Source organism: Tessaracoccus oleiagri, from assembly GCF_900103275.1.
Lineage (GTDB): Bacteria > Actinomycetota > Actinomycetes > Propionibacteriales > Propionibacteriaceae > Arachnia > Arachnia oleiagri.
In genome coordinates this window covers 477,056-499,932 of sequence record NZ_FNGP01000003.1, presented here as the reverse complement: position 1 = coordinate 499,932, position 22,877 = coordinate 477,056, and the positions used below count along the sequence as shown (strand labels likewise).

The following is a 22,877-nucleotide window of genomic DNA, read 5'->3' as shown; positions in this document are numbered from 1 at the left end:
TCCTGCTCAGTCGGTCATGGCCCGACGAGGGGACGCGCCCTTCTTGACGGCGCGCCTCGCCTCCCGAATGTACTCGAATCCGGTGACGACGGTGAGGATCAGCGCCCCCCACATCAGCACCCAGGCGACCACCTGCAGCCAGCCGGGGAGGCTGGGCAGGTAGAGCAGGAACAGGAACAGCGCCACCGCCTGCGTGGCGGTCTTCGCCTTGCCGCCGGCGTTCGCGGCCATGATGGTCCCGCGCTTCTTCAGCCAGTCGCGCAGCCAGGTGATCCCCCATTCCCGCACGAGGATGATGACGGTGAAGAACCAGGGCAGCTCGGGCCCGGACGGCGTCTGCAGGATGCTGAGCGAGATGAAGGCGGCGCCGGTGAGCGCCTTGTCGGCGATCGGGTCCCAGAGTTTCCCGAAGTCGGTGACGAGGTTGTACTTGCGGGCGACCTTGCCGTCGACGAAGTCCGTCACCATGGCGACCGCGAAGATGATCGCGGCGGCCCACCGCATCGTCGGGTCCCGCGGGTCGAGGAAGAGCACGACCACCATGACCGGGACTAGGACGATCCGGATGACGGTGAGGACGTTCGGGACGTTCCAGTTGCTGGGTTTCTCGCTCATGCCGCCTCCGCGATCAGATCAATGCCCTCCGCGTCGACCGCGAGCGCGCGGACGAAGCTGCCCACCGGGAACTCGCCGTCGAGGGTGACGCTGCCGTCGGTCTCAGGGCCCTGGTGGGCGGCCCTGCCCGTCGCGAGCCCGCCCTCGAGGCCCTCGACGAGGACCTCCAGATCCTCGCCGATGCGGTCGGCGGCCCGCGCCTCCGACACCTCCAGCGACAGGTCCGCCAGCATCGCGCGGCGCGCCTCGACCTCGCTCGGGTCGACGTGCCCGTCCAGGGTCGCGCCCTCGGTCCCCTCCTCGTCGGAGTAGCCGAACACGCCCAGCACGTCGAGGGAGGCGTCGACGATGAACTGGCGAAGGATCTCCACGTCGGCCTCGGTCTCGCCGGGGAAGCCGGCGATGACGTTGCTGCGGATGCCCGCCGTGGGCGCCTGTTCGCGGATCCGGCCGATGAGTCCCAGGAAGTTCTCCGGGTCGCCGAAGCGGCGCATCCGCCGCAGCACGTCCTTGGAGGCGTGCTGGAAGCTGAGGTCGAAGTACGGCACGACCTTTTCGGTGTTCAGGAGGGCGTGCAGCATCGAAGGCCGCACCTCCGCCGGCTGCAGGTAGCTGACGCGGATCCACTCGATGCCGTCCACGGCCGCCAGCTTCGGCAGGAGGGTCTCGAGCCGCTCGTCGACGCCCCGGTCCTTGCCGTAGGAGGAGGTGTTCTCCGAGACGAGGAAGAGCTCGCGCACCCCCTGGTCGGCGAGCCAGCGGGCCTCGGCGACCACCTCGTCGGAGGGGCGGGAGAGGTACGAGCCGCGGAACGACGGGATCGCGCAGAAGGCGCAGCGCCTGTCGCAGCCGGAGGCGATCTTGAGGCTGGACCAGGGCGCGTCGGTGAGCCGCCGCCGCTGCGCGAGCCAGTCGTGGCCGGGCACCGCGACGTCACTCGCGGCGCGCGTCCGTTCGGCCGGGGCGATGGGCAGCAACGTCCGTCGGTCCCTGGGGACGTGGGACGTGTGCTGCACGCCGTCGAGGATGCCCGTCAGGCGGGAGGCGATGTCGCGGTACGCGTCGAAGCCGAGCACCGCGTCGGCCTCGGGCAGCTCACGGGCCAGCTCGACGCCGTAGCGCTCGGCCATGCATCCGACCGCCACGACCGACTTCACGGTGCCGCCGGCCTTCAGGTCGGCGGCGGCCAGGAGGGTGTCGATGGAGTCCTTCTTCGCCTGCTCGACGAACCCGCACGTGTTGACGACCACGGTCTCGGCCGCGGCGGCATCGTCGACCAGGCGGAATCCCCCGGCCTCGAGCCGCGCGGCCAGTTCCTCGGAGTCGACGTCGTTGCGCGCGCACCCGAGCGACGCGATGTGTACGGAGCGAAGTGTCATGGTGGGCTCAGCCTAGCCCTGCGCCAAGTTGGCGAGCACCTCGTCGAGATCATCGGGCTTCACGAGGACCTCGCGGGCCTTCGAACCCTCCGAGGGGCCGACGACGCCGCGCGACTCGAGGATGTCCATCAGCCGGCCGGCCTTCGCGAAGCCGACACGCAGCTTGCGCTGCAGCATCGACGTCGAGCCGAGCTGCAGTTCCACCACGAGGCGGCAGGCGTCGAGCACGAGCTCCATGTCGTCGCCGATGTCGTCGACGACCTTCTTCTCGCCCCCACCGGCGACCGTCACGTCGTCGCGGTAGTTGGGCTGGAGCTGCGCGGTGACGTGCTGGACGACCTCGCGCACCTCGGACTCGTTCACCCAGGCGCCCTGCACACGGATCGGTTTCGAGGCGCCCATCGGCAGGAACAGACCGTCGCCCTTGCCGACGAGCTTCTCCGCGCCCGGCTGGTCGAGGATGACGCGCGAGTCGGTCATCGACGAGGTCGCGAACGCGAGCCTGGACGGCACGTTGGCCTTGATGAGGCCGGTGACGACGTCGGTCGAGGGCCGCTGCGTCGCGAGCACGAGGTGGATCCCGGCAGCGCGCGCGAGCTGGGTGATGCGCACCACGGAGTCCTCGACGTCGCGGGCGGCCACCATCATGAGGTCCGCGAGCTCGTCGACCACCACGAGCAGGTACGGGTACGGCGCGAGGACGCGCTGGGAGCCCTCCGGCAGCTTGACCTGGCCGGCCCGCACCGCCTTGTTGAAGTCGTCGACGTGCCGGAACCCGAAGGCCGCGAGGTCGTCGTAGCGCATGTCCATCTCCCGGACCACCCACGCGAGCGCCTCGGACGCCTTCTTCGGGTTGGTGATGATCGGGGTGATGAGGTGGGGGATGCCCTCGTACTGGTTGAGTTCGACGCGCTTGGGGTCGACGAGGATGAGCCGCACCTCGTCCGGGGTGGCGCGCATCATGATGGAAGTGATCAGCGAGTTGATGAAGCTCGACTTGCCGGAGCCGGTGGCGCCGGCCACGAGCAGGTGCGGCATCTTCGCCATGTTCGCGACGACGAAGCCGCCGTCGACGTTCTTGCCGAGCCCCACGGTGAGCGGGTGGTGGTCCGACTGCGCCTTCGCGGAGCGGAGCACGTCGCCGAGCGAGACCACTTCCTTGTCGACGTTCGGGATCTCGATGCCGATGGCCGACTTCCCCGGGATGGGGGTGAGCATGCGGATCTCGTTCGACCCCACCGCGTAGGCGATGTTGTCCTGGAGGCCGGTGACCTTCGACACCTTGACCGCCGAGCCCAGCTCCACCTCGTAGCGCGTGACCGTCGGGCCCCGGGTGTAGCCGGTGACCTTGGCGTCGATCTCGAACTCCTCGAGCACCACGGCCAACTGGCGGACGACGCGGTCGCTCGCCTCCGTCCGTGCCTTCGGCTTCGAGCCCGGGGCGAGCACCTGCGGTTCGGGCAGCTGGTAGACGATGTCGCCGCTGAGCATGAGTTGCTCACCGCGCGGCGGCGCGACGGCCCCCACGGGGGCCGGCCGCTCGGGCTCCTGGATCTCCAGGTCCTCGACGATCGGTTCGGGCAGCTTCCGGCCCGCGGGCACCGGCCGCGGCGGAGCCGCGTCCTCCTCGAGCGGCTCGTCCAGGACCTCGGGGTCCTCGACGGAGTCCTCGATGAGCGGCGTGTCGTAGGGCTTGTCGACGCCGAACTTCAGCTTCTTCTTCGGCTCCGGCGGCTCGTAGCCCTCGGGCCGCTCGACCAGCGTGGAGAAGGCCTGCCGTACCCCGTCGACGATCTCGTGCAGCGGGCGGCCGATGACCACGAGTGCGCCGAACACCGCGACGATCACGAGCAGCGGGACGGCGACGTAGGCCGTCATGAGGTCCACGAGCAGGCTCGAGGACAGGTAGCCGATCATGCCGCCGGCGAGTCGCAGCGCGTCCATGTCGTCGGGCCTGGGCAGGCCCTTGGCGATGTTGAGCAGGCCCAGGACGCCGAACAGCAGGAGCATCCAGCCGAGCCCGGTGCGGGGGGCGCGCTCCACGTCGCGGGGATGGCGCAGCACCCGCCAGGCGCCGTAGAGGAGCACGGCGGGCACCGCGACCGCCAGCGAGCCGAACACGGTGGTGAGCGCGATGCTCAGCCAGTGGGACACGCCGGGCAGCTGGAACCACACCCCGCCCATCGAGACGATCGCGAGCGCGAACAGCAGGAGGCCCCAGCCGTCCCGCCGGAGCCTGGGGTCGACGTCCTTGGCGGAGCCGCCGATCGAGCGGGCCACCCACCCCACGCCGGCGGCCAGCCCGGAGAAGACCTTGCCGATGCCGCGGAGGATGGCCATGCCGACGCCCGGCCCCTGCTTGGCGGGGGGCTTGCGGGTCGATCGGGCGCTCGACTGGCGGGTCGAGGTGGATTTGCGGGTCGAGGAACGACTGGCAGGTGCGCTCTTGGCGCGTGCCTTGGTGCCGGTGTTCCGCGAGGGGGAAGTTACGCGGGACGCCATGTCGGCCATGCTACCGATCGCGGGCCCGTCCGCCGTGCAGCGACCCGCGCGCGGCCCGGGTCAGGCGAAGTGGTCCCAGCCCGTGAACTCCGGCACCTCGCCGTCGACGGTGACGCCCTCGCCCTCGCTGACCGCGCCGACGACACGCCAGCCAGCCGGCACGTCCGCCGCGCTGGGGAACGTGGCGACCAGCGCGTGGTCCTCTCCCCCGCCCAGCACGAACCCCACCGGGTCCTTGCCCGTGGCGGCGCCGACGCGTTCCATCGGCTCTGCCACCTCCAGCCGGGAGCTGTCCAACTCGACGGCGACGCCCGATGCGCGGGCGATGTGGCCGAGGTCCTGCACCAGCCCGTCGGACACGTCCATCATCGCGGTGGCGCCGGCGTCGTTGGCGACGACGCCCTCGCCGTACGGCACGGTCGGGCACTGGGCCTCCGCGACGACGTCCTTGGGTGAGCGGAAGCCGCGGCTCAGGGCCGCGAGCCCGGCGCCGGCCCAGCCGAGCCGGCCGGTGACCGCCACCACGTCGCCCGGCCTCGCGCCGCTGCGGGTGACGGGCGGGCGGTCGCCGAGGTCGCCGAGGGCGGTGACGCAGACGGTGACGGTCGCGGAGCGCGACATGTCGCCGCCCACCAGCGAGACCCCCGCCCGCTCGCACTCCTCGCGGACGCCGTCGGAGAGCTCTCGGATCCACCGCGGGTCGGTGTCCTTGGGGACGGCGAGCGCCACGACGACCGCGGTCGGCGTCGCGCCCATCGACTCGATGTCTGAGACGTTGATGGCCACGGCCTTGCGGCCGATGTCGCGGGCGCTGCTCCAGACCCGCTTGAAGTGGACGTTCTCGACCATGAGGTCGGTGCTCACGACGGCGTCGCCGGCGAACCGGAGCGCGGCCGCGTCGTCCCCGACTCCGAGCACGACGCCGGGGCCCGTCGGGAGGTCCGCCGTGATCTCCCGGATGAGTTCGAACTCGCCGGTCACCGGAGCCCCAGCGGGCGGGCGACGGCCATGTCGACGAGGCGGCCGACGAGCTCCGGGTAGGTCATGCCGGTGGACTGCCACAGCTGCGGGAACATGGAGATCTCGGTGAAGCCCGGCATCGTGTTGATTTCGTTGATGAACACGTCGCCGTCGTCGGTGAGGAAGAAGTCGGCGCGGGCCAGGCCCTCGCAGTCGAGGGCGTGGTAGGCGCGCTTCGCCAGCGCCCGGATGCGGGCGGCCACCTCGTCATCGACGACGGCCGGGATGTCGAGCGCCGCGCCGGACTCGTCGAAGTACTTGGTCTCGTAGTCGTAGAACCCGTCGTCGGCGAGGACGCGCACCTCCCCCAGCGGCGAGGCCTCGCAGCCGTCGGGGATGTCCGGGTTGCCGAGCACCGCGCACTCGAGCTCGCGGCCGCGCACACCCTGCTCGATGACGACCTTGGGGTCGTACTCGCGGGCCTTCTCGATCGCGGCGGCGACTTCGCCGGGCTCCGTGACGCGGCTGATCCCGATCGACGAACCGCCCCGGGCCGGCTTCACGAACACGGGGAACTGCAGCGCGCCCACCTCGGCGAGCACCTCGTCGCGGAAGTGCCGCCAGCGGCGGTCGGTGGCGACGACGTACGGGCCGACGGGGAGCCCCGCGGCCTCGAACGCGACGCGCATGTAGTGCTTGTCCATTCCCACCGCGCTGGAGGTGACACCGCAGCCGACGTAGCGGATGCCCATCATCTCGAACATGCCCTGGATGGTGCCGTCCTCGCCGAAGGGGCCGTGCAGGAGCGCGAAGGCCGCGTCGACGCCGCGGATGTCGAGGAGCTCCTCCCCGTTGCGGGTGGCAACCTCGGCGCCGTCCTCTGTGACCATGAAGACCGCGTCGTCCTGCGGCTCGGCGACCTCGGGCGCGACCCCGTTGACGATGCGGTAGGCGGCGATCGTCTCGAGCGGCACCTGCGTCCACCGCCCCGACTTCGCGATCCCCACGCCCACCACCTCGTAGCGCTCCTGGTCGATCGCACCGAGCACGCTGGCCGCCGTCAGGCAGGAGATCCCGTGTTCCGGGGACACCCCGCCGAAGACGAGTGCAACTTTGGTGCGATGTGACATCGGGCCTCCTAGTTTCGGGTCTGCGACATCCTACTGGGACGCCGGGGGTTGACGACGTACAACCATTTGGTTGTATATTGGTGGCATGTCAGTCATCATGCACGCCGAGGACCGCGCCGACGCCCTGTTCGGGGCGCTCGCGGACCGGACGCGCCGCGACATCCTGCGGCGCGTGCTCGCCGGCGAGCAGTCGGTGACCGAGCTGGCGGCGGCCTACGACATGAGCTTCGCCGCCGTCCAGAAGCACGTCGTCGTACTGGAGAGGGCCGGCCTGCTGCACAAGCGCAGACAGGGCCGGATGCAACTCGCCAGCGGTGACGTCCAGGCCGTCCGGTCGGTGGCCTCGATGCTCGACGAGCTCGAGGAGATCTGGCGCGGACGCATCGCCAACATTGACGACCTACTCAGCAAGGAGCATTGACATGCCAGTCGTCGACATCAACAAGGACCCCGACAACCTCACCCTCACCATCACCGCCGAGTTCGCCGCCCCCGTCGAGCGCGTCTGGGAGATCTACGCCGATCCCCGCCAGCTCGAGAAGGTCTGGGGCCCTCCCGGCTACCCGGCGACGGTGGTGGAGCACTCGCTCGCGACCGGTGGCCGCGTCGTCTACTACATGACCAGCCCCGAGGGCGAGAAGTACCCCGGCTACTGGGAGGTGACCTCCGTCGACGAGCCGCAGGCCTTCTCCTTCGAGGACGGGTTCGCCAACGAGGACTTCACCCCGAACACCGACCTGCCGGTGTCGTACTGCGACTACCGGTTCACGGACGTCGACGGCCGCACGCGCGCGACGTACAGCTCGCGCTACGCGTCCGCGGAGGCGCTGCAGCAGGTGCTCGACATGGGGATGGAGGAGGGCGCGACGCTCGCGATCAACCAGATCGACGAGTTCCTCGCTCAGCGTTCGACGTAGTCCTCGCGCCAGGGGTCCCAGACGAGCTGCGGGACGCGTCCCCCTCGGAGCGTCGCGTAGAGCTCGGTGACCGCGCCCATGATGCGCGACGTGGCCTCGGCGAGCTGCTCGTCGGTGGGGTCGCTGGTGGTGCCGAGGTCGGCGAGGTCCACCGGCGGCCCCGCCATGACGTGGACGTCGCGTCTGCGGAGGTTGAACAGCTTGCGGAACCGCAGGTGCCGCCCGCCCAGGACCTCCTCGGCGCCGAGCTGTGCCACGGGGATCACCGGCACGCCGGTGGCCAGGGCGAGCCGGGCGGCGCCGTTGCGGGCGAGCATGGGCCAGCCCTCGGGATCGCGCGTGATGGTGCCCTCGGGGTAGATGCCGACGAGGTCCCCCGCCTCGAGCGCCGTCTGCGCGTGGCGCAGGGCGTCCTTGGCGCGTTCGGTGTAGCGCTCGACGGGGATCTGCCTGGCCCGGGTGGCGAGCCAACGGAGCCCGGGCACCGTCCAGATGTCGGCCTTGCCCAGGAACCTCGGCCACCGGCCCGCGGTGATGAGGAAGTCACCGAGGGTCAGCACGTCGTAGTTGCCGATGTGGTTCGCGACGACGAGTGCCGGGCCCCGGGCGGGCACGTGCTCAAGTCCACGGAAGTGCCTGCGGGTAAGGACCGGGGCGGCGATCTTGCGGACCACGAACCCGAGCGCCCGGTAGACCGGCGTCGTCGACTCACTCTGCGGCATGGGAGGACCTTACTGGAACGTGGCTCCGGCCATGTCCCCTCAAGCGGAGAACGCCTCCTTGAGCTGCGCGCCGATGAAGCGCCTGGCCGCGTCGGCGTCCTCGATCAGACGGGCGCACTCGTACAAGAAGTACGGAACCCGCCCCGCTGGCACCGTGGATACGTAGCGTAAGTCCATGGACACCCGGACAGCGAGGGCGGCGCGGGTCGCCGCGGTGATGCGTGAGGAAGTCCCGAAGATGGTCGCGCCCGGCGTGGCCTGGGCGATCGCCGAGGGGCCGCTGGACGACCGCGTCGTCACCATCGACGCCGAGGGGGCGGACGTCGAAGCCATCTTCCAGATCTCGTCGGTGACGAAGCTCCTCGGGACGACGTGCGCCCTCGGCCTCGTCGAGGAGGGAGTGCTCGTGCTGGAGGACCCGGTCGAGCGTTGGGTGCCGGAGTGGGCCGACCGCAGGGTGCTGAGGCGGCGCCACGGCGAGTTGACCGACACCGTTCCGGCGGCCCGCCCCACGACGGTGCGGGACCTCCTGCACATGGGGTTCGGGCTCGGGTACGACATGACGGGCGGCGACGATCCGCTGGGCCGCGCGAGCGACGAGGCGGGCATCATGTCCGCCTGGCGACCGCCGGATCTCGAGCCCGACACCTGGGTGGAGCGCGTGGCCGCGCTGCCGATGCGGCACCAGCCGGGCGAGGGCTGGCTCTACCAGACGAGCTTCGACGCGCTGACCATCGTCCTGGAGCGGGCCACCGGCACGCGGTTCGACGCGCTGCTGCAGCAACGGCTGTTGGAACCGCTCGAGATGAACGACACCGGGTACGCCGTGCCGACCTCGGAGCTGCACCGGGTCCCGGCGCTCCATTTCCCCCGCGAAGGAGGCGGTGCCGACCTGATCCGGCGGGCCGGCGACCCGGCCAACGCCGAGCCCCCGGTGTTCCCGTCGGCATCGACCGGGCTGCTGTCGACGGTGTCGGACCTGCTCCTCTTCGCCCAGACGCTGCTCGACGGGCACCTCGATCCCGAGCCGTCCCCGCTTCCCGACCCCGCGGCCGCGATGGCCCGCGAGTTCCTCGAGCCGGGACGACGCTGGGGCTTGGGCGTCGGGATCGACGACGCGGGCCGCTTCGGCTGGGACGGCGGCACGGGCGCCACACTGTGGGTCGACCGGACCGAGGGGGTCGCGGCCGTGCTGCTGAGCCACCAGGGCACGGGCCCGGTAACGCCGCCCCACATGCGTCGCTTCTGGGACTCGGTGCGCGGATAGGCTCGGCGCATGTCAAAGCAGCCCGGGCCCCTCGTCGCGTCGATCCTGACGGTGGTGGCGGTGGCGATCGCCGTCGCCGCCGCGTTCATAGGCAGCGGAGCGCTCGGCGGCACGCCGATCAACGAGGCCGCCGGCGGCATCCTGTCGGAGGACTCGACCCCGCTGGCCCCGGCCGGGCCGGCATTCAGCATTTGGAGCGTCATCTACACGGGGCTCGTCGCCTACACCGTCCACCAGTTGCTGCCCGCCGCGCGGCGCTCCTCGAGGCAGGCCGAGTTGAGGCCGTGGGCGGCGTTGTCCGCGGCGCTGAACGCCGCCTGGATCTGGGTCGTACAGCTCGGCAGCGTCACGGCAAGCGTCGGCGTGATCATCGTGCTGCTGGCGGTGCTGATCCGCATCTTCCTCATCCTCCGTGCCGAGCGGCCGGCCGGCGCTGTGGAGGCGATCGTCACCGACGGCACGTTCGGCCTGTACCTGGGCTGGGTCTGCGTAGCCACCGTCGCCAACATCACGGCGTGGGGGGTGTCGCTGGGCGCCGACCCCACCTTCACCGGCTACGAGTACGCCGCGGGGGCCGTGCTCGCCGTGACGGTGGGGATCGGGTTGGGCACCGCGTGGGCCGGGCGCGGTCGGCTGGCGCCGGCGCTGGCCACCTCCTGGGGGCTCGCCTGGATCGCGGCCGGGCGCGTGACCACCGATCTCGTCTCCCCCGCGGTCGCCTGGCTGGCCGGGACCGCGGCCGGGATCCTCCTGCTGGGCACCGTCCTCATCCGGATCCGCGCCGAGCGCCGCCCTGGCCTCGGATGATTCGCACGACGGCGTCGCGCGTGGCCTCGGCATGGCTGCGCCCGTCGGACCCGCTCGCGCGCCGCCCGAGGTAGCCGTCCGCGCCGGTGTGCGCCATGTCCCCGATCACGAGCCGGGTGATGCGGCCCTCACGCTTCGCCCGCCCCCAGTGCGAGAGCGGCGCGGTGGGCCAGCGACCCGGGAACGCAACCACGCCGAGTCGTTGGAGCCGGTCCCGCGTGCCGGTCAGCAGCCAGACGCGTCGCAAGCGCTCGAGTCCGGGGTCGTCGCCGAAGATGCCGCCCACCGCGATGAGCGAGACCGGCACCCCCAGCCCGGCGAGCAGGCCACCCGCGCCGAGCGCCACCTGGGCGCCGCCGGAGAACCCGATCAGGGTAACCGGCGTCGTGCCGCCGGGGACGTACCCGTGCCGCTGGAGTGAGCGCCAGATCTCCTGCGCCAGCCCGATGTTGTACGTCGGCCCGTAGCGGGGATCGGCCGACACGAGGACCTGCGCGATGTTGCGGATCTCGATCAACGCGGGCAGCAACCGCGCCCAGCGTCCCCGTCGCCATCGCTCGAGCCGTCCCCACAGCCACACGGTCGCCCGCTGGAGGAGTCCGCGGTTGTCGACCGCGTACGGGAAGACGTCGCCGATGACCCGGGCCTCGGGAAGCGCCTCGCGAAGGCTGTCGAGCCAGGCCTCCTCCCGTCGCGACAGGGCATCGCCGCCGATGGTCCCGACCCCGGAGAGGTACACCAGGAAGTGTTCGGCAGCGGCCGGCGGAGGGTTGCCGGGGGGCTCGAGCTCGAAGGTCTGGCGGACCTCCCGCTCCCCCCGGTCGACCCACCACCGGAGCGACTCCAGCGGCGACAGGAGCACGAACAGCAGGAGCATGAGGCCCAGCACGCCCAGCGTCCAGGTGATCATCGGGACGCTCCGCCCGAGGAGTGCGGCTCGATCGGGATGAACGGCATGCCGGCCAGCACGTCGCGGGAGGTCACCATCGTCGGCCGGCCGGTGCCCAGCGTCCAAGCTCGCGACATCGCCCATGACAACGGACGGTGGACGAGCCGCGACAGGAGCTGCATCACGAGCCAACCCGCGATCGTGAAGCCGAGCGCCCAGCCCCAGACGAGGTCGAACACGCGCGCAACGCCGTACCAGAAGATGAGGTAGCTCCAGGCCTCAAGTATTCGCCCGAGGCCCAGCCCGAGGTGCGGGAGCGCCGTGAGCACGTTGAGCACCAGCGGCGCCAGCGCGAGCATCGCCACGACGAGCAGGTCGCCGAGCGGCAGCTGGCGGCGGAGCGCCATGGTGGCGACGGCCCAGGTGACCGCGGCCTGCGTCGCGTAGAGGAACGTGAGCGCGCCGGTGCTCAGCAGCAGGCTGGTGACGAGGCGGAAGCCGCGGATGCGGTTCAGCGCGAGGATCGCGACGTGCCCCAGCATCGTGGACAACCCCGCGAGGAGCGCCACCCCGAACGCCGTCCATGGCGACACCGAACCGAGCCGGTCGAACAACCGTGGGTCCAGCCCGAGCGCGGCACGCAGGGTCCACGCGAGGTCGAGCATGGCCCAAGCCTAGTGCCGCCGGGTGGGCGCCCGAAGCGCCCGCCTGACCTGCTGGGGCTAGGGGGGTCCGCAGTAACCGGGGTCGAGTTGTTTCCGGACGAGTGCGAAGACGGAGACGACCAGCCCGAGCAACGCCCAGCCGAGGTCATGGGCGTTCCAGATGACGGCTGCGGGCGCACCGATGGCCACGAGGACGCCCGTGATCGCGCACGGGGCGCACCCGAGGTCGGGCTTCCAGCCGTGGTGCGGCACGAACAAGGCAAGGGTGGCCGAGGACAGTGCCGCGATGCCGAGGACGAGCGTCGACCACAACGGTTCCGCGATGAGGTCCCAGGGCCCGGACGTCGCGACGAGCGGTGCCAACAGGCCGAACACGACGAGGGCGGCGACGACCCGGCGTCGGGCCCACTTCCCCGCTCGCGCCGGCACGGACACCGACGGGGAGGTCGGTGCGGTCAGGGACACGGCTCGGGCCGGCCCGGCGGCGGGCTTCACCGCCTCGACGTCGGCACGGAGTGCTTCGATGGCTTCCATCCCGCCGGCGAGGTACTCCTTGGTCTCGGGCCGCTCGGCCAGCGCCCCGTCCAGCCGCCGCCACTGCCCGGCCACCTCGTCGAGGACCACGAGCGGGCTTCGGCCAGGGTCTCGCTGGAGCGCTCGACGCACGTCACCGAGCGCCGCGGCCGCGCCCTCCGCCTCCTTGACGCCCTGCCTCGTGCCGTCGCTGCGGCACAGCGGCGCGTCGCCCGCAGCGGCATTGAGCGCGTTCAACGCGGCGGACTCGTGGCTCGATACGAGGTCGGAAGCTGACGACGGCATACCCCCTAGGGTATACGCCCCGCGCCGAAACGCCACATCCGGTCAGCCGGCCTGAAAGACTGCCCGCATGGCAGAAGCGCTCGTACACCTCGAGGTCGAGGACACCGTGGCCGTGGTCACCCTGAACAACCCGGCGAAGCGGGGTGCGCTCTCGATGGACGCGATGAAGGGCCTCATCGAGTCCTTCCGCCAGGTCGCGGAGCGCCGCGACGTGCACGCGGCGGTGCTCCGTTCGGAGGGCACGGTCTTCTCCGCCGGGCACGACCTCGGCGAGGTGCGGAACGCGGACCACGACCAGCTACGTCGGATCTTCGGCACCTGCGCGGAACTGATGCAGCTCATCCAGCGCATCCCCCAGCCGGTGATCGCCCAGGTCCAGGGCCTGGCGACAGCCGCCGGCTGCCAGCTGGTGGCGACGTGCGACCTCGCCGTCGCCGCCGAGACCGCAGGCTTCGCGACACCCGGCGTTCGGATCGGTCTGTTCTGCTCCACACCGATGGTGGCGCTGACGCGCGCCGTCGACCGGAAGACCGCCATGAAGATGCTGCTGACGGGCGAGCCGATCGGTGCGGCCGAGGCTCGTGCCCAGGGCCTGGTCTCCCACGTGGTCGCGCCGGAGGAACTGACGGAGGCGACGATGGCGGTCGCGCGCCGCGTCGCCGGCTTCTCGTCCGCGACGGTCAGCGTGGGCAAACGCGCCTTCTACGAGCAGGCGGAGCTGTCAACCGCCGAGGCGTACGCCCACATGGTCGAAGTGATGGCCGCCAACGCGCTCGCGCCCGACGCGAAGGAGGGCATCGGGGCCTTCCTCGACAAGCGCGAGCCCGTCTGGCAGCACCGCTCCTAGAAGTCCTGCTCGGCGAGCCAGTCCGACGCGATCGTCGCTGCGGGCGCTTCCTCGTTGACCGACTTCGCATTGAGCGCGACGAGGTCCTCCGCCGACAGCGCGTCGGAGACCTCGTTGATCACCTCGGCGGCCTCGTCGTCGACCCTCTCCGAGACGACCGGCACGACGTGGGACGCGAGCAGGAGCCCCTCAGGATCCTCAAGGCGTACCAGGTCGCCCTCGGCCAGGACGGGATCGGCGGTGTAGATGTTGACGACCTCCACGTCGCCGTCGCGCAGCGCCTTCAGCGTCAGCGGGCCGCCCGAGTCCTCGATGGGGGTGAAGTCGACGGACACGCCGTAGACCGACTCGAGGCCCTGCGGCCCGTACGGGCGGGTCTCCAGCTCCGAGTTGCCGCCGAGGGTCACGCCCTCCACGTCGGCCAGGTCGCCGATCGACTCCAGGGAGTGCTCGTCGGCGAACGCCTTGGTGACCACGAAGGAGTCCTGGTCCGAGGCGTCGGACTGGTCCAGCACGCGGAGGCCCTCCGGCATCGCCTCCTGCAGCGCCGCGTAGACCCCATCCTCGGTGGTCTCGGTGGTCTCGGGGTCGAGGTACTGCAGCAGGTTGCCGGTGTACTCGGGGAACACGTCGATGTTCCCGGCCTCGATCTCCGGCATGTAGACCTCGCGCTGCCCGATCCGGAAGTCGCGTTCGACGGTGTACCCCGCCTCCTCGAGCGCCTGGGCGTAGATCTCGGCGATGATCTCGTTCGAGTAGTAGTCCTGGGAGCCGACGACGAGCGTCTCGCCGCCCGCCTGCCCGTCGGGCTCGTTGTTCCCGTCGGTCCCGTTGCCGCAGGCGGCGAGCGTGAGGGCGCCGGTGATAGCGAGCGCGAAGAGCGCGGTGCGTTGTCTAGCCATGTCTGGACCCTAGCTTTTCTCTCGTCGATGGTCGGGTGACGCGCTGGTCGATCGTCCGCTGGACGGCCGCGAGCAGCAGTTCCAGTATCAGGGCGAGGGCGATCACAATGATTGCGCCGCCGATCATCTGAGGGTAGTCGCGGGTCTTGAGCCCGGCGAACAGGTAGCGGCCGAGCCCGTAGTCGGCGGTGTACGCGGCCAGGGTCGCGGTGGCGACGATCTGGAGCGTGGCGGCCCGGATGCCGCCGATCAGCACGGGCAGCGCGAGCGGCAGCTCGACGCGCGTGATGACCTGGGCCGGCGACATGCCGATGGCCCTCGCGGCACCGGCGATCGTCGGGTCGACGGAGTGGATCCCCGAATAGGCGCCGGCGAGCAACGACGGGATGGCAAGGATGACCAGAGCCAGCATGGGCGCCGCGAGGCCGATGCCGAGCAGCAGGCCGAAGAGGGTCAGCAACCCCAGTGTGGGGATGGCACGGAAGGCGCCGGTGAAGGCACCGATGACGCCGGCTCCGCGCCCCGTGTGCCCGATCAGGACCCCGACGGGCAGCGCAACGGCCGCCGCCGCCAGCAGCGAGAGGAACGTGACCCACAGGTGCTCGACGATCCTCGCGGCGATCCCCGATGTCCCGCCCCAGTTCCCCGGGTCAGCGATCCACCGGAATGCCTCCACGAGGTTCATGGGACCACCTCCTCCACGGCGTGAGGACCCGTCCGGCGAGGAGCAGGAGGCCGTCGAAGGCCAACGCCAGGGCGACCGTGGCGACGACACCCGTAATCACCGAGGCCACGATCCCGCGCTGGAACCCGTCGGTGAGCAGCGAACCGAGGCTGGATACGCCGATCAGGGCCCCGATGGTGACGAGGCTGATCGTCGAGACGGTCACGACCCGGATCCCCGGGATCAGCACCGGCAGCGCCAAGGGGAGGTCCACCCGCCAGAAGACGCTGGCCGGGGAGTGCCCGACTGCCAGCGCACCCTCGCGCACGGTGCGGTCGACGGCGGCGAACGCGTCGGCCGAGGTCCGTACGAGCAGTGCGATGCCATAGAGGCTGAGCGCGATCACCATCACCCACGGCGAGCGGGGCGACAGTCCGGCGAGGGCGGGGATGACCACAAGCAGCGGTAGCGCGGGGACGGCGTAGAGCAGGCTCGCGGCGCCGAGCACCGGGCCGCCGAGAATCGGCTTGCGGAAGGCGAGCCGTCCGATCGGGACGGCGACGAGCACGCTGATGACGATCGCGGGGATGCTGAGCGCCACGTGATTCAGGAGCAGTTCCCCCAAGCGCTCCCAGTTCTGGCTGAGCCAGTTCATGCGCGGAGGATTCCCACCGGGCGGCCGTCGCCGTCGACGGCGAGCGTGCGGCCGTCGACCTCCTCCAGGACCAGCTGTCGTTCCGCCCGGCCGACCCCCACGAAGTCGCGCACGAACTCGTCGGCGGGCGCGGCGAGGATCTGCTGCGGGGTGCCCCGCTGCGCCACGAGCCCCTTCTCCTTGAGCACGACGATCTCGTCACCCAGCCGGAACGCCTCGTCGATGTCGTGGGTGACGAAGAGGATCGTCTTGCCCAGCTCCGCCTGCAGCCGCAGGAGCTCGTCCTGCAGCTCGCGGCGCACGATGGGATCCACCGCACCGAAGGGTTCGTCCATGAGGAGGATGTTGGGGTCGCTCGCGAGCGCCCGGGCGACGCCGACGCGCTGCTGCTGACCGCCGGAGAGCTGCCCCGGGTAGCGGCGGGCGAAGCCGGGGTCGAGGCCGACTCGCGCCATGAGGGCGGGGACCTCCGCCAGCGCCTGCTTCCGCGGCATGCCGTTGAGGATCGGCACCGTGGCGATGTTGTCCGCGATCGTGCGGTGCGGCAGCAGACCACCCTGTTGGAGGACGTAGCCGATCGAGCGGCGCAGCTGCACCGGGTCACGCGACTGGATGTCCTCGCCATCGATCAGGACGCGGCCCGCCGTCGGATCCACCATCCGGTTGACCATCCGCAGCAGCGTTGTCTTTCCCGAGCCCGACGACCCCACCAAGACGACAGTGCGGTGCGAGGGCACCCGCAGCGAGAACTCCCTGACCGCTTCCGAGCCGCCCGGATAGATCTTCGAGACTGCGTCGAACTCGATCATTGCCACATCCTAGGGGCCCACAACGCCATACGCGGCCACGTTGTGCCCCGGGACATGGTCTCGGCTCGCTCCGCTCTCTCGAACAACGGCGGATGTCGAACGTCAGCGGCCTTGGAGCCGTCAGCGGCGCTTGGCCGCCTCGACGATCAGGCGAACGGTCTCCGAAAGGCCTAGTCGGGGGCTGTTGAGGACGATGGTGTAGTACTCGTTGCCGGTCGGGTCGAAGTTGTAGGTCCTCATCGAGAGGCTGCGGCGGAACTGATCCTCGCGCGGCAGCCGTTTCGTCGCTTGGTCGAGGGAGATCTTCTTCAACTCCGCGGCGAGGGCCGCCCGGTCCTTCGCGTGGCCGTCGAGCTTGACGTGCAAGGCACGCGGCGCGTCCTTGAGGATGAAGGCGCCGTTGCGACCGAGGATGATGGCATCCTGCGCAGCCGTGTCCCGGACGATCTTGGTATTGTTCCTCGCCATCTCCACCCAGGACTCCTGCTCCGTCCGGGCCGTGCCGTCAGCGACGGCGTCGTCGATGTGCAGCGAGCCGACCCGCCGGACGAAGCGGGCAAAGCCGCCCTCCTTGGCGCGCTCGGCCTCGGACTGCTCGATCTGTTCCGACGTGAACGCCTGCGCATGGACGGGGATTGAGAGCTCACGGCCGACCGCCGAGGCCACCTCCTCCATCCCGCAGCCGTACGTCTCCCACATGGTGATGACCAGGGGGTGACCAACCTGCTCCTGTTGCGACATCTCGGCTCCTGCTCGAAATCGTGTCGAACCTCGTCATCGGGGCTGCTCCCATCGTAAGCCTCCGATGACCTGCACAGCCGGGAGTTAGGCGGAACACTGGTAGCCATGCCGACTGATCTCGTGCTCCTCACCTACGAGGGGCCCATTGCCACTGTCACGTTGAACAATCCCGCCAAGCGCGGGGCGCTCTCGTTGGCCGCCATGCGGCAGCTCACGGAGGCTTTCGACGAGGTGGGCGCACGCCCCGAAGTGCACGCGGTCATCCTGGCCTCCATCGGCAAGGTGTTCTCGTCGGGTCACAACCTCGCGGAGATGGCCGGCGACGACCGGGCGGTTCACGAGACGTTCTTCGGCGCGAGCGCGGAGCTGATGCTCGCCATCCGCCGCATCCGGCAGCCGGTGATCGCCCGCGTGCACGCCGACACCGCAGCGGCCGGCTGCCAGCTCGTCGCGGGGTGCGACCTCGCCGTCGCCGCCGAGCACGTCCGCTTCTCGATCGCCGGGCTGCGGATCGGGATGTTCCCGACGCTGCCCGCGGTCCCGCTGAGCCGGACCGTGGGGCACAAGATGGCCATGCGGATGCTGCTCACGGGTGACGCCCTGACGGCCGAGCAGGCGCTCCAGCACGGCCTGGTGTCGCATGTCGTACCGGCCGATGTGATCAACGAGGCGACGCAGCACGTCGCCGCCCAGATCGCCCAGTACTCCTCCGCGGTCGTCGGGCAGGGCAAGCACGCCTTCTATGCGCAGGCCGAGCTGGGGACCGAGGAGGCCTACCGGTACGCCGTCGGCGCGGTCTGCGACAACGTCCTCCTCCCCGATGGGCAGGAGGGCATCGCGGCGTTCCTCGAGAAGCGGGCGCCGCGCTGGGTCAATCGCTGACGGGCTCGTCGACCCACTGCACCAGTTGGTAGATGACCCCACTGGGGTCGGCCATCTGGAAGTAGCGCTCACCCCAGGGTTCCGTCTCGATGGGCGTGACGATCTCCACCCCCGCATCACGGAGGCGGGCGTACTCCTCGTCGATGTTGTCCAACGTGAAGACGACGAGGAGCCCGTCCGCCGGCCCGGCCGCAGAGGCGGGCTTGAAACTGCCCAGGCCCACCGACAGGAAGATCAGGTTGAACCCGACGTCGGGGTGGGTCAGCGACGCGAACCCTTGGTCCGCCATCGCCTCCTCGAAACCGAGATGGGTCTTCGCCCACTCTGCCGAGGCTGCGACGTCACGGACGTTGAGCGAGATGGCGGATCCGGTGAACTGCATGGTGCCTCCGAGATTCAGAACTCTGCCGTCGCCCAAACGTAGCCCGACGGGGTCACCATCTCCACGCGTTCGGGCGGGGAGGCGATCTCCACCACCCAGCTGCCCGACGCCGTGGTCTTCCCGACGTCCGCCGACAGGGTCCAGGTGCCGCCGTCGAACCGCTGTCCCTCCGCGTCGATCACGATGCAGTCGTAGGTGAGGTCCGGCGGCGCGGCGGCGATCGAGATGAGGAGGTGGGGTGTCCCGGCCAGGTGGGTGAACCCCACCGTGCCCACCGTCTCCCCTGACGCGGTGCGCAGTGCCGCCGCGGTGGACACCGGCCCGGCGGACGGTGCCGCCTGCGGCGGGCCCTCCGTACGCAGGAACGTGGCCGCTCCCCCGACGCCGAGCGCGAGGCCGACGAGCAGCGCCGCCGCCACGGCCGCCACCGGCGCCCACCGCCGCGCCGGTCGGCGGACGGGCAGTTCGTCGATGCCCATTGCGTCGAGCACCCTCCCGGAGAACCCGGCCGGAGGGGCGATCGAGGGCGCGGCCGCCACAGCACGCTGGACGTCCAGTTCGAGTTCGGCGTACTCCGCGGCGCAACGGTCGCAGCCCGTCAGGTGGGCCGCGAGCCGCGTGCGCTCGTCGGGCGGCGTCTCCTGGAGCGCGAGGCGGAGCAGTTCGTCCGGACCGGTATGCCGCTCAGTCATGTTCCACCTCCATCGACCGACGCATCCGTCGCAAGCCCGTGCGGATCCTTGTCTTGGCCGTGCCCAGCGGAATGCCCTCGTGGTCGGCCACCTCCTGGGCGGAGTTGCCCGCCACCACGGCGAGGACCACTGCGCGCGCCTGCTCCGTCGGGAGGTCGCGGAGGCGACGCGCGGCGTCCGCGGCCTCGGCGAGGGCGCCCACCTCGTCGCGCTGCTCCGGCGTGAGCGCGGTGGCGACGAGCTGGTCGAGCAGCGCGCTGTCGGTGGGCGTGGTGCGCCGGGCGCGCACCACGTCGATGGCGAGGTTGCGCGTGATCGTCAGCAGCCACGTGAGCACCGAGCCGCGCCGCAGGTCGTAGGTGGCCGCCGCGCGCCACGCACGCAGGAACGCTTCCTGGCTGACGTCCTCCGCGAGCGCGCGGTCGCGGGTGATCGAGACCGCCAGCCCGAAGACCTGCCGCTCGAAGCGGCGCACGAACGCCACCGCGGCCGCGTCGTCGTCCACCGCGAGCCCCGCCACGAGCGCGGCGTCGGACGCGCGGTCGGCCAGCGAGAACAGCGTCATGTCCGTGGATACGGGCGAACCGGCCGAAGGGATTGCGCCCGACCGCAATCCCTTGGGCCGCCCGGCCCGTATCACTGTCAACCCCTCGAACCAGGAGGACCCATGAACATCCATCCAGTGTTGCGCAGACTGGCCGCTGCCGGCTCCGTCGGCGCGGTTCTGCTGCTCGCAGGCTGCGGGTCGGGGGACGGCGGCTCGGCCGTCGACCCCTACGGCGCACCTCCCTCCGTCACCGACGAGTCGCTCGCCCTGCAGACGGCGGAGACGGATCTCGGCTCCATCCTCGTCGATGGTGCCGGCATGACTCTCTACATGTTCACCAACGACTCCCCCGACACCAGCGCCTGCGAGGGCGGGTGCCTGGAGAACTGGCCGCCGCTGCTCGGGGAGCCGACGGCCGGGGCGGGCGTCGACGAAGCGCTGCTCGGATCGTTCGAGCGCGAGGACGGGCGGGTGCAGGCCACCTACAACCACTGGCCGCTGTACTACTGGGTGGGCGACACGGCACCCGGCGACACCAGCGGGCAGGACGTGCAGGGGGTCTGGTTCGTGCTCGGGCCCGACGGCGAACCGATCAGGTAGGTGTCCATGGACGTCTTCGGAATCCCGGCGCACCCGCTGATCGTGCACGCGGCGGTGGTGCTCGTGCCACTCGCCGCCCTCGGCGCCCTGGCCCTGATGCTCGTGGCGCGGTGGCGCCGGACGTACGGCTGGCTGACGGCGACGTTCGCTGTTGCGGGCTTCGCCGCCGCACTGGCCGCGAAGTCGTCGGGTGAGGCGCTCGCCGCCGAGCGAGGCATGGCCGGCACCCCTCGCATCAGCGCCCACGAGGCGTGGGGCGGCTGGGCACCCTGGCCGGCGCTCGTGCTCGCCATCGGCGTGGTGGCGCTCGTCTGGTTGACCGCTCGGCCGGAACCGCGTCGCGGCCCCATGGTGTGGACCGCCGTCGCCCTCACGGCCGCGGGGGCACTCGCCAGCCTCGTGGTGGTCGCGATCACCGGCCATCTGGGCGCGACGGCGGTCTGGGGCTGATCCCCGCAGGATCAGGCCAGCGACTTCTGCAGCAAGACGATGCCCAGCCACCGGCCGAACTTGTAGCCGACGCGCTGCATGCGCCCGATCTCCGCGAAGCCCAAGCGGTGGTGCAGGGCGATCGACGCGTCGGCGCCCTCGTCGGCGATGACCGCGATGATCTCCCGCAGACCGGCCGCGCGGGAGCGCTCGATGAGTTCGGCCAGCAGCGCGGCACCGTAGCCCTTGCCCGCGGCGTCGGGGTGCAGGTAGATGGAGTTCTCGACGGTGTAGCGGTACGCGGCCTTCTGCCGCCAGGGCGCCACCAGCCCGTAGCCGAGAACCTGGCCCGACGCGCCCTCCAGCACCAGCACGGGCATCCCGAGCCGCTGCAACTCGTCGAGCCTCGCTTCCCACTGGGACGCCGTCCTCGACTCCTCGTCGAACGTGACCGTGGAGTGGAGGACGTAGTGGTTGTAGATCTCGCAGACGGCGGGCAGGTCGTCGTGACGGGCGTCGCGGATGACGTAGGCCGCCGGAGGGCGTGGAGCGGAGACCTCTTCGAACATGGCGACAGCGTAGGCCCGGCACCGCCGCCAACCCCGACGAAGGACCGCGGTGACCGGGATGTGACCGGGGTCAGCGGATGCTGCGCATGGACATGTAGCGCATGGCCTCCGAACGACGCATCGACTCGATGTTGTGCCGGTAGGACTCGTTGCGCAGGTGCGCCTCCGCCGAATTCGGCTCGTACGGGAGCGGGTCGTCGGGGCGCCGCAGCCAGGCGAACCAGCGGGACCAGGCCCCGGAACGGGCCGGCTCCTCGACGGTGGGCGCCTCGTCGACCACAGGGATCACGACGGTGGGTGCCGCGGCCCGCACACGATGCGGGAGGTGCAGGAAGTCCGTGAACTTCCAGGCGACGGTGGACATGGGACGCTCCGTTCAGCGGATGGTTGCGTGGGATTTCCGAACAAATACTGCGACCGAATTAGGACGAGAAAGGTCCTATGACTCAGCGGCTCGATGGCGCATCATCGAAGGGTGACGGAGCCGAAGCTCAGCGCTACGGCCCGGGTGCTGCGGTTGCTGGACCTGCTCCAGTCGCGGCCCGTGTGGAGCGGGAGCGAGCTGGCGCGTCGATTGGGGGTGTCGACGCGCAGCATCCGTCGCGACATCGAACTGCTCCGCGAACTCGGCTACCCCGTGAAGGCCGACCACGGCGCGGGCGGCGGGTACCAGCTCGGCGTCGGGCGACGGCTCCCGCCCCTGCTGCTCAACGACGACGAGGCGGTCGCCGTGGCCGTGTGCCTGCGGCTGGCGGCCGGCGGAACGATCGAGGGACTCGGCGAGGCGGCGGTGCGGACCCTGGCGAAGCTGGACCAGGTCCTCCCCGCCGCGCTCCGCGCCCAGGTGGACGCGATCCACCACGCCACCGTCACCCTCGACCCGACCGTGCCGGTCGTGGACGGGAAGATCCTGCTCGCGCTGGCCCGTGGCATCCGCGACCACGAGCTCGTGACCTTCGACTACACGTCACCACTCGGGTCGGGCGAGCGTCGCGTCGAGCCGTACCGGCTGGTGGCGACGATGCGCAAGTGGTACCTGCTCGGCTACGACGTGCTACGCGGCGACTGGCGCACCTTCCGGCTGGACCGCATGTCCGACGTGCGCACGCCGGGCTGGCGATTCCGGCCCAGACCGGCCCCGGACGCCGCGGCCTACGTGGGCCGTGAGGTCAGCCAGACGGTGTACGAGCACGTGGCGAGGATCCGGATCGAGGCCGACTGCGACTCCGTGCGGAAGGCGATTCCGCCGGGGGCCGGCACCGTGACCCCGGACGGCGACGGCTGCATCCTCGAGACGGGAGGCGACGACCTGGACGAGATGGCGCGCCAGCTCGCGCTGGTCCCCTGGCGCATGACCGTGCTCGATCCCCCCGAACTGCAGCAGGCCATGCGCCGCCTCGGCGAGCGGCTGCTGGGGCGGTCGACCCCGGGGTCCAGCCCCGGCGAGCCCGACGAGTTGGGCGGCTGGTGGAGCGAGCAGTGACCC

28 protein-coding genes are annotated in these 22,877 nt (G+C 70.9%); 9 read left to right on the top strand and 19 right to left on the bottom strand.

Going from position 1 to position 22,877, the window contains the following annotated elements; genetic code table 11:
• Window positions 1-6: 6 nt before the first annotated feature.
• Genes pgsA through BLR46_RS10265 form a run of 5 tightly spaced genes read right to left on the bottom strand, consistent with a single transcriptional unit; the run spans window position 7 to window position 6,586 of the window.
• Window positions 7-615 (bottom strand): CDP-diacylglycerol--glycerol-3-phosphate 3-phosphatidyltransferase, encoded by a 609-nt coding sequence (gene pgsA / locus BLR46_RS10285; RefSeq protein ID WP_093251697.1) that lies wholly within the window; start codon window positions 613-615, stop codon window positions 7-9.
• Window positions 612-1,994 (bottom strand): 30S ribosomal protein S12 methylthiotransferase RimO, encoded by a 1,383-nt coding sequence (gene rimO, locus BLR46_RS10280; RefSeq protein WP_093251695.1) that lies wholly within the window; start codon window positions 1,992-1,994, stop codon window positions 612-614. The genes pgsA and rimO overlap by 4 nt, the downstream gene beginning before the upstream one ends.
• A gap of 12 nt (window positions 1,995-2,006) precedes the next feature.
• On the bottom strand, window positions 2,007-4,496 hold the full coding sequence (locus BLR46_RS10275; protein ID WP_093251924.1) for an FtsK/SpoIIIE family DNA translocase: 2,490 nt from the start codon (window positions 4,494-4,496) through the stop codon (window positions 2,007-2,009).
• 60 nt (window positions 4,497-4,556) lie between these two features.
• The gene (locus tag BLR46_RS10270; protein WP_093251692.1) at window positions 4,557-5,477 is read right to left on the bottom strand and encodes a thiamine-phosphate kinase; all 921 of its coding nucleotides are present in this window, start codon (window positions 5,475-5,477) and stop codon (window positions 4,557-4,559) included.
• Window positions 5,474-6,586, bottom strand: coding sequence for a D-alanine--D-alanine ligase family protein (locus BLR46_RS10265; RefSeq protein WP_093251690.1), 1,113 nt, complete (start codon window positions 6,584-6,586; stop codon window positions 5,474-5,476). The genes BLR46_RS10270 and BLR46_RS10265 overlap by 4 nt, the downstream gene beginning before the upstream one ends.
• 85 nt (window positions 6,587-6,671) lie before the next feature.
• Between BLR46_RS10265 and BLR46_RS10260 the strand changes: the two genes are divergently transcribed.
• Window positions 6,672-7,007, top strand: coding sequence for an ArsR/SmtB family transcription factor (locus BLR46_RS10260; RefSeq protein WP_093251687.1), 336 nt, complete (start codon window positions 6,672-6,674; stop codon window positions 7,005-7,007).
• Window position 7,008: 1 nt separating this feature from the next.
• Window positions 7,009-7,503, top strand: a complete 495-nt coding sequence (locus tag BLR46_RS10255; RefSeq protein WP_093251685.1) for an SRPBCC family protein — start codon at window positions 7,009-7,011, stop codon at window positions 7,501-7,503.
• Here BLR46_RS10255 and BLR46_RS10250 read toward each other — a convergent pair.
• Complete coding sequence (locus BLR46_RS10250) at window positions 7,488-8,225, bottom strand: lysophospholipid acyltransferase family protein (RefSeq protein ID WP_093251682.1); 738 nt, start codon at window positions 8,223-8,225, stop codon at window positions 7,488-7,490. The genes BLR46_RS10255 and BLR46_RS10250 overlap by 16 nt on opposite strands.
• A 175-nt stretch (window positions 8,226-8,400) precedes the next feature.
• Between BLR46_RS10250 and BLR46_RS10245 the strand changes: the two genes are divergently transcribed.
• Complete coding sequence (locus BLR46_RS10245) at window positions 8,401-9,492, top strand: serine hydrolase domain-containing protein (RefSeq protein WP_093251680.1); 1,092 nt, start codon at window positions 8,401-8,403, stop codon at window positions 9,490-9,492.
• A gap of 9 nt (window positions 9,493-9,501) precedes the next feature.
• Window positions 9,502-10,299 (top strand): tryptophan-rich sensory protein, encoded by a 798-nt coding sequence (locus tag BLR46_RS10240; protein WP_093251677.1) that lies wholly within the window; start codon window positions 9,502-9,504, stop codon window positions 10,297-10,299.
• On the opposite strand, the gene BLR46_RS10235 is transcribed toward BLR46_RS10240, so the two are convergent.
• The 3 genes from BLR46_RS10235 to BLR46_RS10225 are packed head-to-tail and all read right to left on the bottom strand — an operon-like array spanning window position 10,259 to window position 12,672.
• Complete coding sequence (locus BLR46_RS10235) at window positions 10,259-11,209, bottom strand: hypothetical protein (protein WP_093251676.1); 951 nt, start codon at window positions 11,207-11,209, stop codon at window positions 10,259-10,261. The genes BLR46_RS10240 and BLR46_RS10235 overlap by 41 nt on opposite strands.
• A complete protein-coding gene (locus tag BLR46_RS10230) occupies window positions 11,206-11,853 on the bottom strand; it encodes a hypothetical protein (RefSeq protein WP_093251674.1) in 648 nt (215 codons plus the stop codon). Before BLR46_RS10230 ends, BLR46_RS10235 begins: the two co-directional genes overlap by 4 nt.
• Window positions 11,854-11,910: 57 nt before the next feature.
• Window positions 11,911-12,672 carry a hypothetical protein gene (locus BLR46_RS10225; protein ID WP_093251672.1) on the bottom strand — a complete coding sequence of 254 codons (762 nt, stop codon included), beginning with the start codon at window positions 12,670-12,672 and terminating at the stop codon, window positions 11,911-11,913.
• A 67-nt stretch (window positions 12,673-12,739) separates the two neighbouring features.
• On the opposite strand from BLR46_RS10225, the gene BLR46_RS10220 reads away from it, so the two are divergent.
• On the top strand, window positions 12,740-13,519 hold the full coding sequence (locus BLR46_RS10220; RefSeq protein WP_093251671.1) for an enoyl-CoA hydratase: 780 nt from the start codon (window positions 12,740-12,742) through the stop codon (window positions 13,517-13,519).
• On the opposite strand, the gene BLR46_RS10215 is transcribed toward BLR46_RS10220, so the two are convergent.
• The 5 genes from BLR46_RS10215 to BLR46_RS10195 form a co-directional block, all read right to left on the bottom strand.
• A complete protein-coding gene (locus BLR46_RS10215) occupies window positions 13,516-14,421 on the bottom strand; it encodes an ABC transporter substrate-binding protein (RefSeq protein ID WP_093251669.1) in 906 nt (301 codons plus the stop codon). The two genes, BLR46_RS10220 and BLR46_RS10215, sit on opposite strands and share 4 nt — an antisense overlap.
• Window positions 14,414-15,106 carry an ABC transporter permease gene (locus BLR46_RS10210; protein WP_093251668.1) on the bottom strand — a complete coding sequence of 231 codons (693 nt, stop codon included), beginning with the start codon at window positions 15,104-15,106 and terminating at the stop codon, window positions 14,414-14,416. The genes BLR46_RS10215 and BLR46_RS10210 overlap by 8 nt, the downstream gene beginning before the upstream one ends.
• A complete protein-coding gene (locus BLR46_RS10205) occupies window positions 15,072-15,740 on the bottom strand; it encodes an ABC transporter permease (RefSeq protein ID WP_093251666.1) in 669 nt (222 codons plus the stop codon). Before BLR46_RS10205 ends, BLR46_RS10210 begins: the two co-directional genes overlap by 35 nt.
• Window positions 15,737-16,549, bottom strand: a complete 813-nt coding sequence (locus BLR46_RS10200) for an ABC transporter ATP-binding protein (RefSeq protein ID WP_093251665.1) — start codon at window positions 16,547-16,549, stop codon at window positions 15,737-15,739. Before BLR46_RS10200 ends, BLR46_RS10205 begins: the two co-directional genes overlap by 4 nt.
• A gap of 120 nt (window positions 16,550-16,669) precedes the next feature.
• Window positions 16,670-17,290 (bottom strand): cytidylate kinase-like family protein, encoded by a 621-nt coding sequence (locus BLR46_RS10195; RefSeq protein WP_093251663.1) that lies wholly within the window; start codon window positions 17,288-17,290, stop codon window positions 16,670-16,672.
• 105 nt (window positions 17,291-17,395) lie between these two features.
• On the opposite strand from BLR46_RS10195, the gene BLR46_RS10190 reads away from it, so the two are divergent.
• The gene (locus tag BLR46_RS10190) at window positions 17,396-18,172 is read left to right on the top strand and encodes an enoyl-CoA hydratase-related protein (protein ID WP_093251662.1); all 777 of its coding nucleotides are present in this window, start codon (window positions 17,396-17,398) and stop codon (window positions 18,170-18,172) included.
• On the opposite strand, the gene BLR46_RS10185 is transcribed toward BLR46_RS10190, so the two are convergent.
• Genes BLR46_RS10185 through BLR46_RS10175 form a run of 3 tightly spaced genes read right to left on the bottom strand, consistent with a single transcriptional unit; the run spans window position 18,162 to window position 19,811 of the window.
• Window positions 18,162-18,554 carry a VOC family protein gene (locus BLR46_RS10185; protein WP_093251661.1) on the bottom strand — a complete coding sequence of 131 codons (393 nt, stop codon included), beginning with the start codon at window positions 18,552-18,554 and terminating at the stop codon, window positions 18,162-18,164. The genes BLR46_RS10190 and BLR46_RS10185 overlap by 11 nt on opposite strands.
• A gap of 14 nt (window positions 18,555-18,568) precedes the next feature.
• Window positions 18,569-19,246: an anti-sigma factor family protein gene (locus tag BLR46_RS10180; RefSeq protein ID WP_093251660.1), complete on the bottom strand. Its 678-nt coding sequence runs from the start codon at window positions 19,244-19,246 to the stop codon at window positions 18,569-18,571.
• Window positions 19,239-19,811: an RNA polymerase sigma factor gene (locus BLR46_RS10175; protein ID WP_093251659.1), complete on the bottom strand. Its 573-nt coding sequence runs from the start codon at window positions 19,809-19,811 to the stop codon at window positions 19,239-19,241. The genes BLR46_RS10180 and BLR46_RS10175 overlap by 8 nt, the downstream gene beginning before the upstream one ends.
• A 102-nt stretch (window positions 19,812-19,913) precedes the next feature.
• On the opposite strand from BLR46_RS10175, the gene BLR46_RS10170 reads away from it, so the two are divergent.
• Both BLR46_RS10170 and BLR46_RS10165 read left to right on the top strand, forming a co-directional pair.
• A complete protein-coding gene (locus BLR46_RS10170; RefSeq protein ID WP_093251658.1) occupies window positions 19,914-20,393 on the top strand; it encodes a COG4315 family predicted lipoprotein in 480 nt (159 codons plus the stop codon).
• A 6-nt stretch (window positions 20,394-20,399) separates the two neighbouring features.
• Window positions 20,400-20,843, top strand: a complete 444-nt coding sequence (locus BLR46_RS10165; RefSeq protein WP_143008273.1) for a DUF2231 domain-containing protein — start codon at window positions 20,400-20,402, stop codon at window positions 20,841-20,843.
• An 11-nt stretch (window positions 20,844-20,854) separates the two neighbouring features.
• Here the strand turns inward: BLR46_RS10165 and BLR46_RS10160 are convergent, their stop codons facing one another.
• Window positions 20,855-21,391: a GNAT family N-acetyltransferase gene (locus BLR46_RS10160; RefSeq protein ID WP_093251653.1), complete on the bottom strand. Its 537-nt coding sequence runs from the start codon at window positions 21,389-21,391 to the stop codon at window positions 20,855-20,857.
• Window positions 21,392-21,461: 70 nt separating this feature from the next.
• On the bottom strand, window positions 21,462-21,755 hold the full coding sequence (locus tag BLR46_RS10155; RefSeq protein ID WP_093251650.1) for a hypothetical protein: 294 nt from the start codon (window positions 21,753-21,755) through the stop codon (window positions 21,462-21,464).
• A 111-nt stretch (window positions 21,756-21,866) separates the two neighbouring features.
• Here BLR46_RS10155 and BLR46_RS10150 point away from each other — a divergent pair, with 111 nt between their 5' ends.
• Window positions 21,867-22,874, top strand: coding sequence for a helix-turn-helix transcriptional regulator (locus tag BLR46_RS10150; RefSeq protein WP_245701643.1), 1,008 nt, complete (start codon window positions 21,867-21,869; stop codon window positions 22,872-22,874).
• Window positions 22,875-22,877 lie beyond the last annotated feature (3 nt).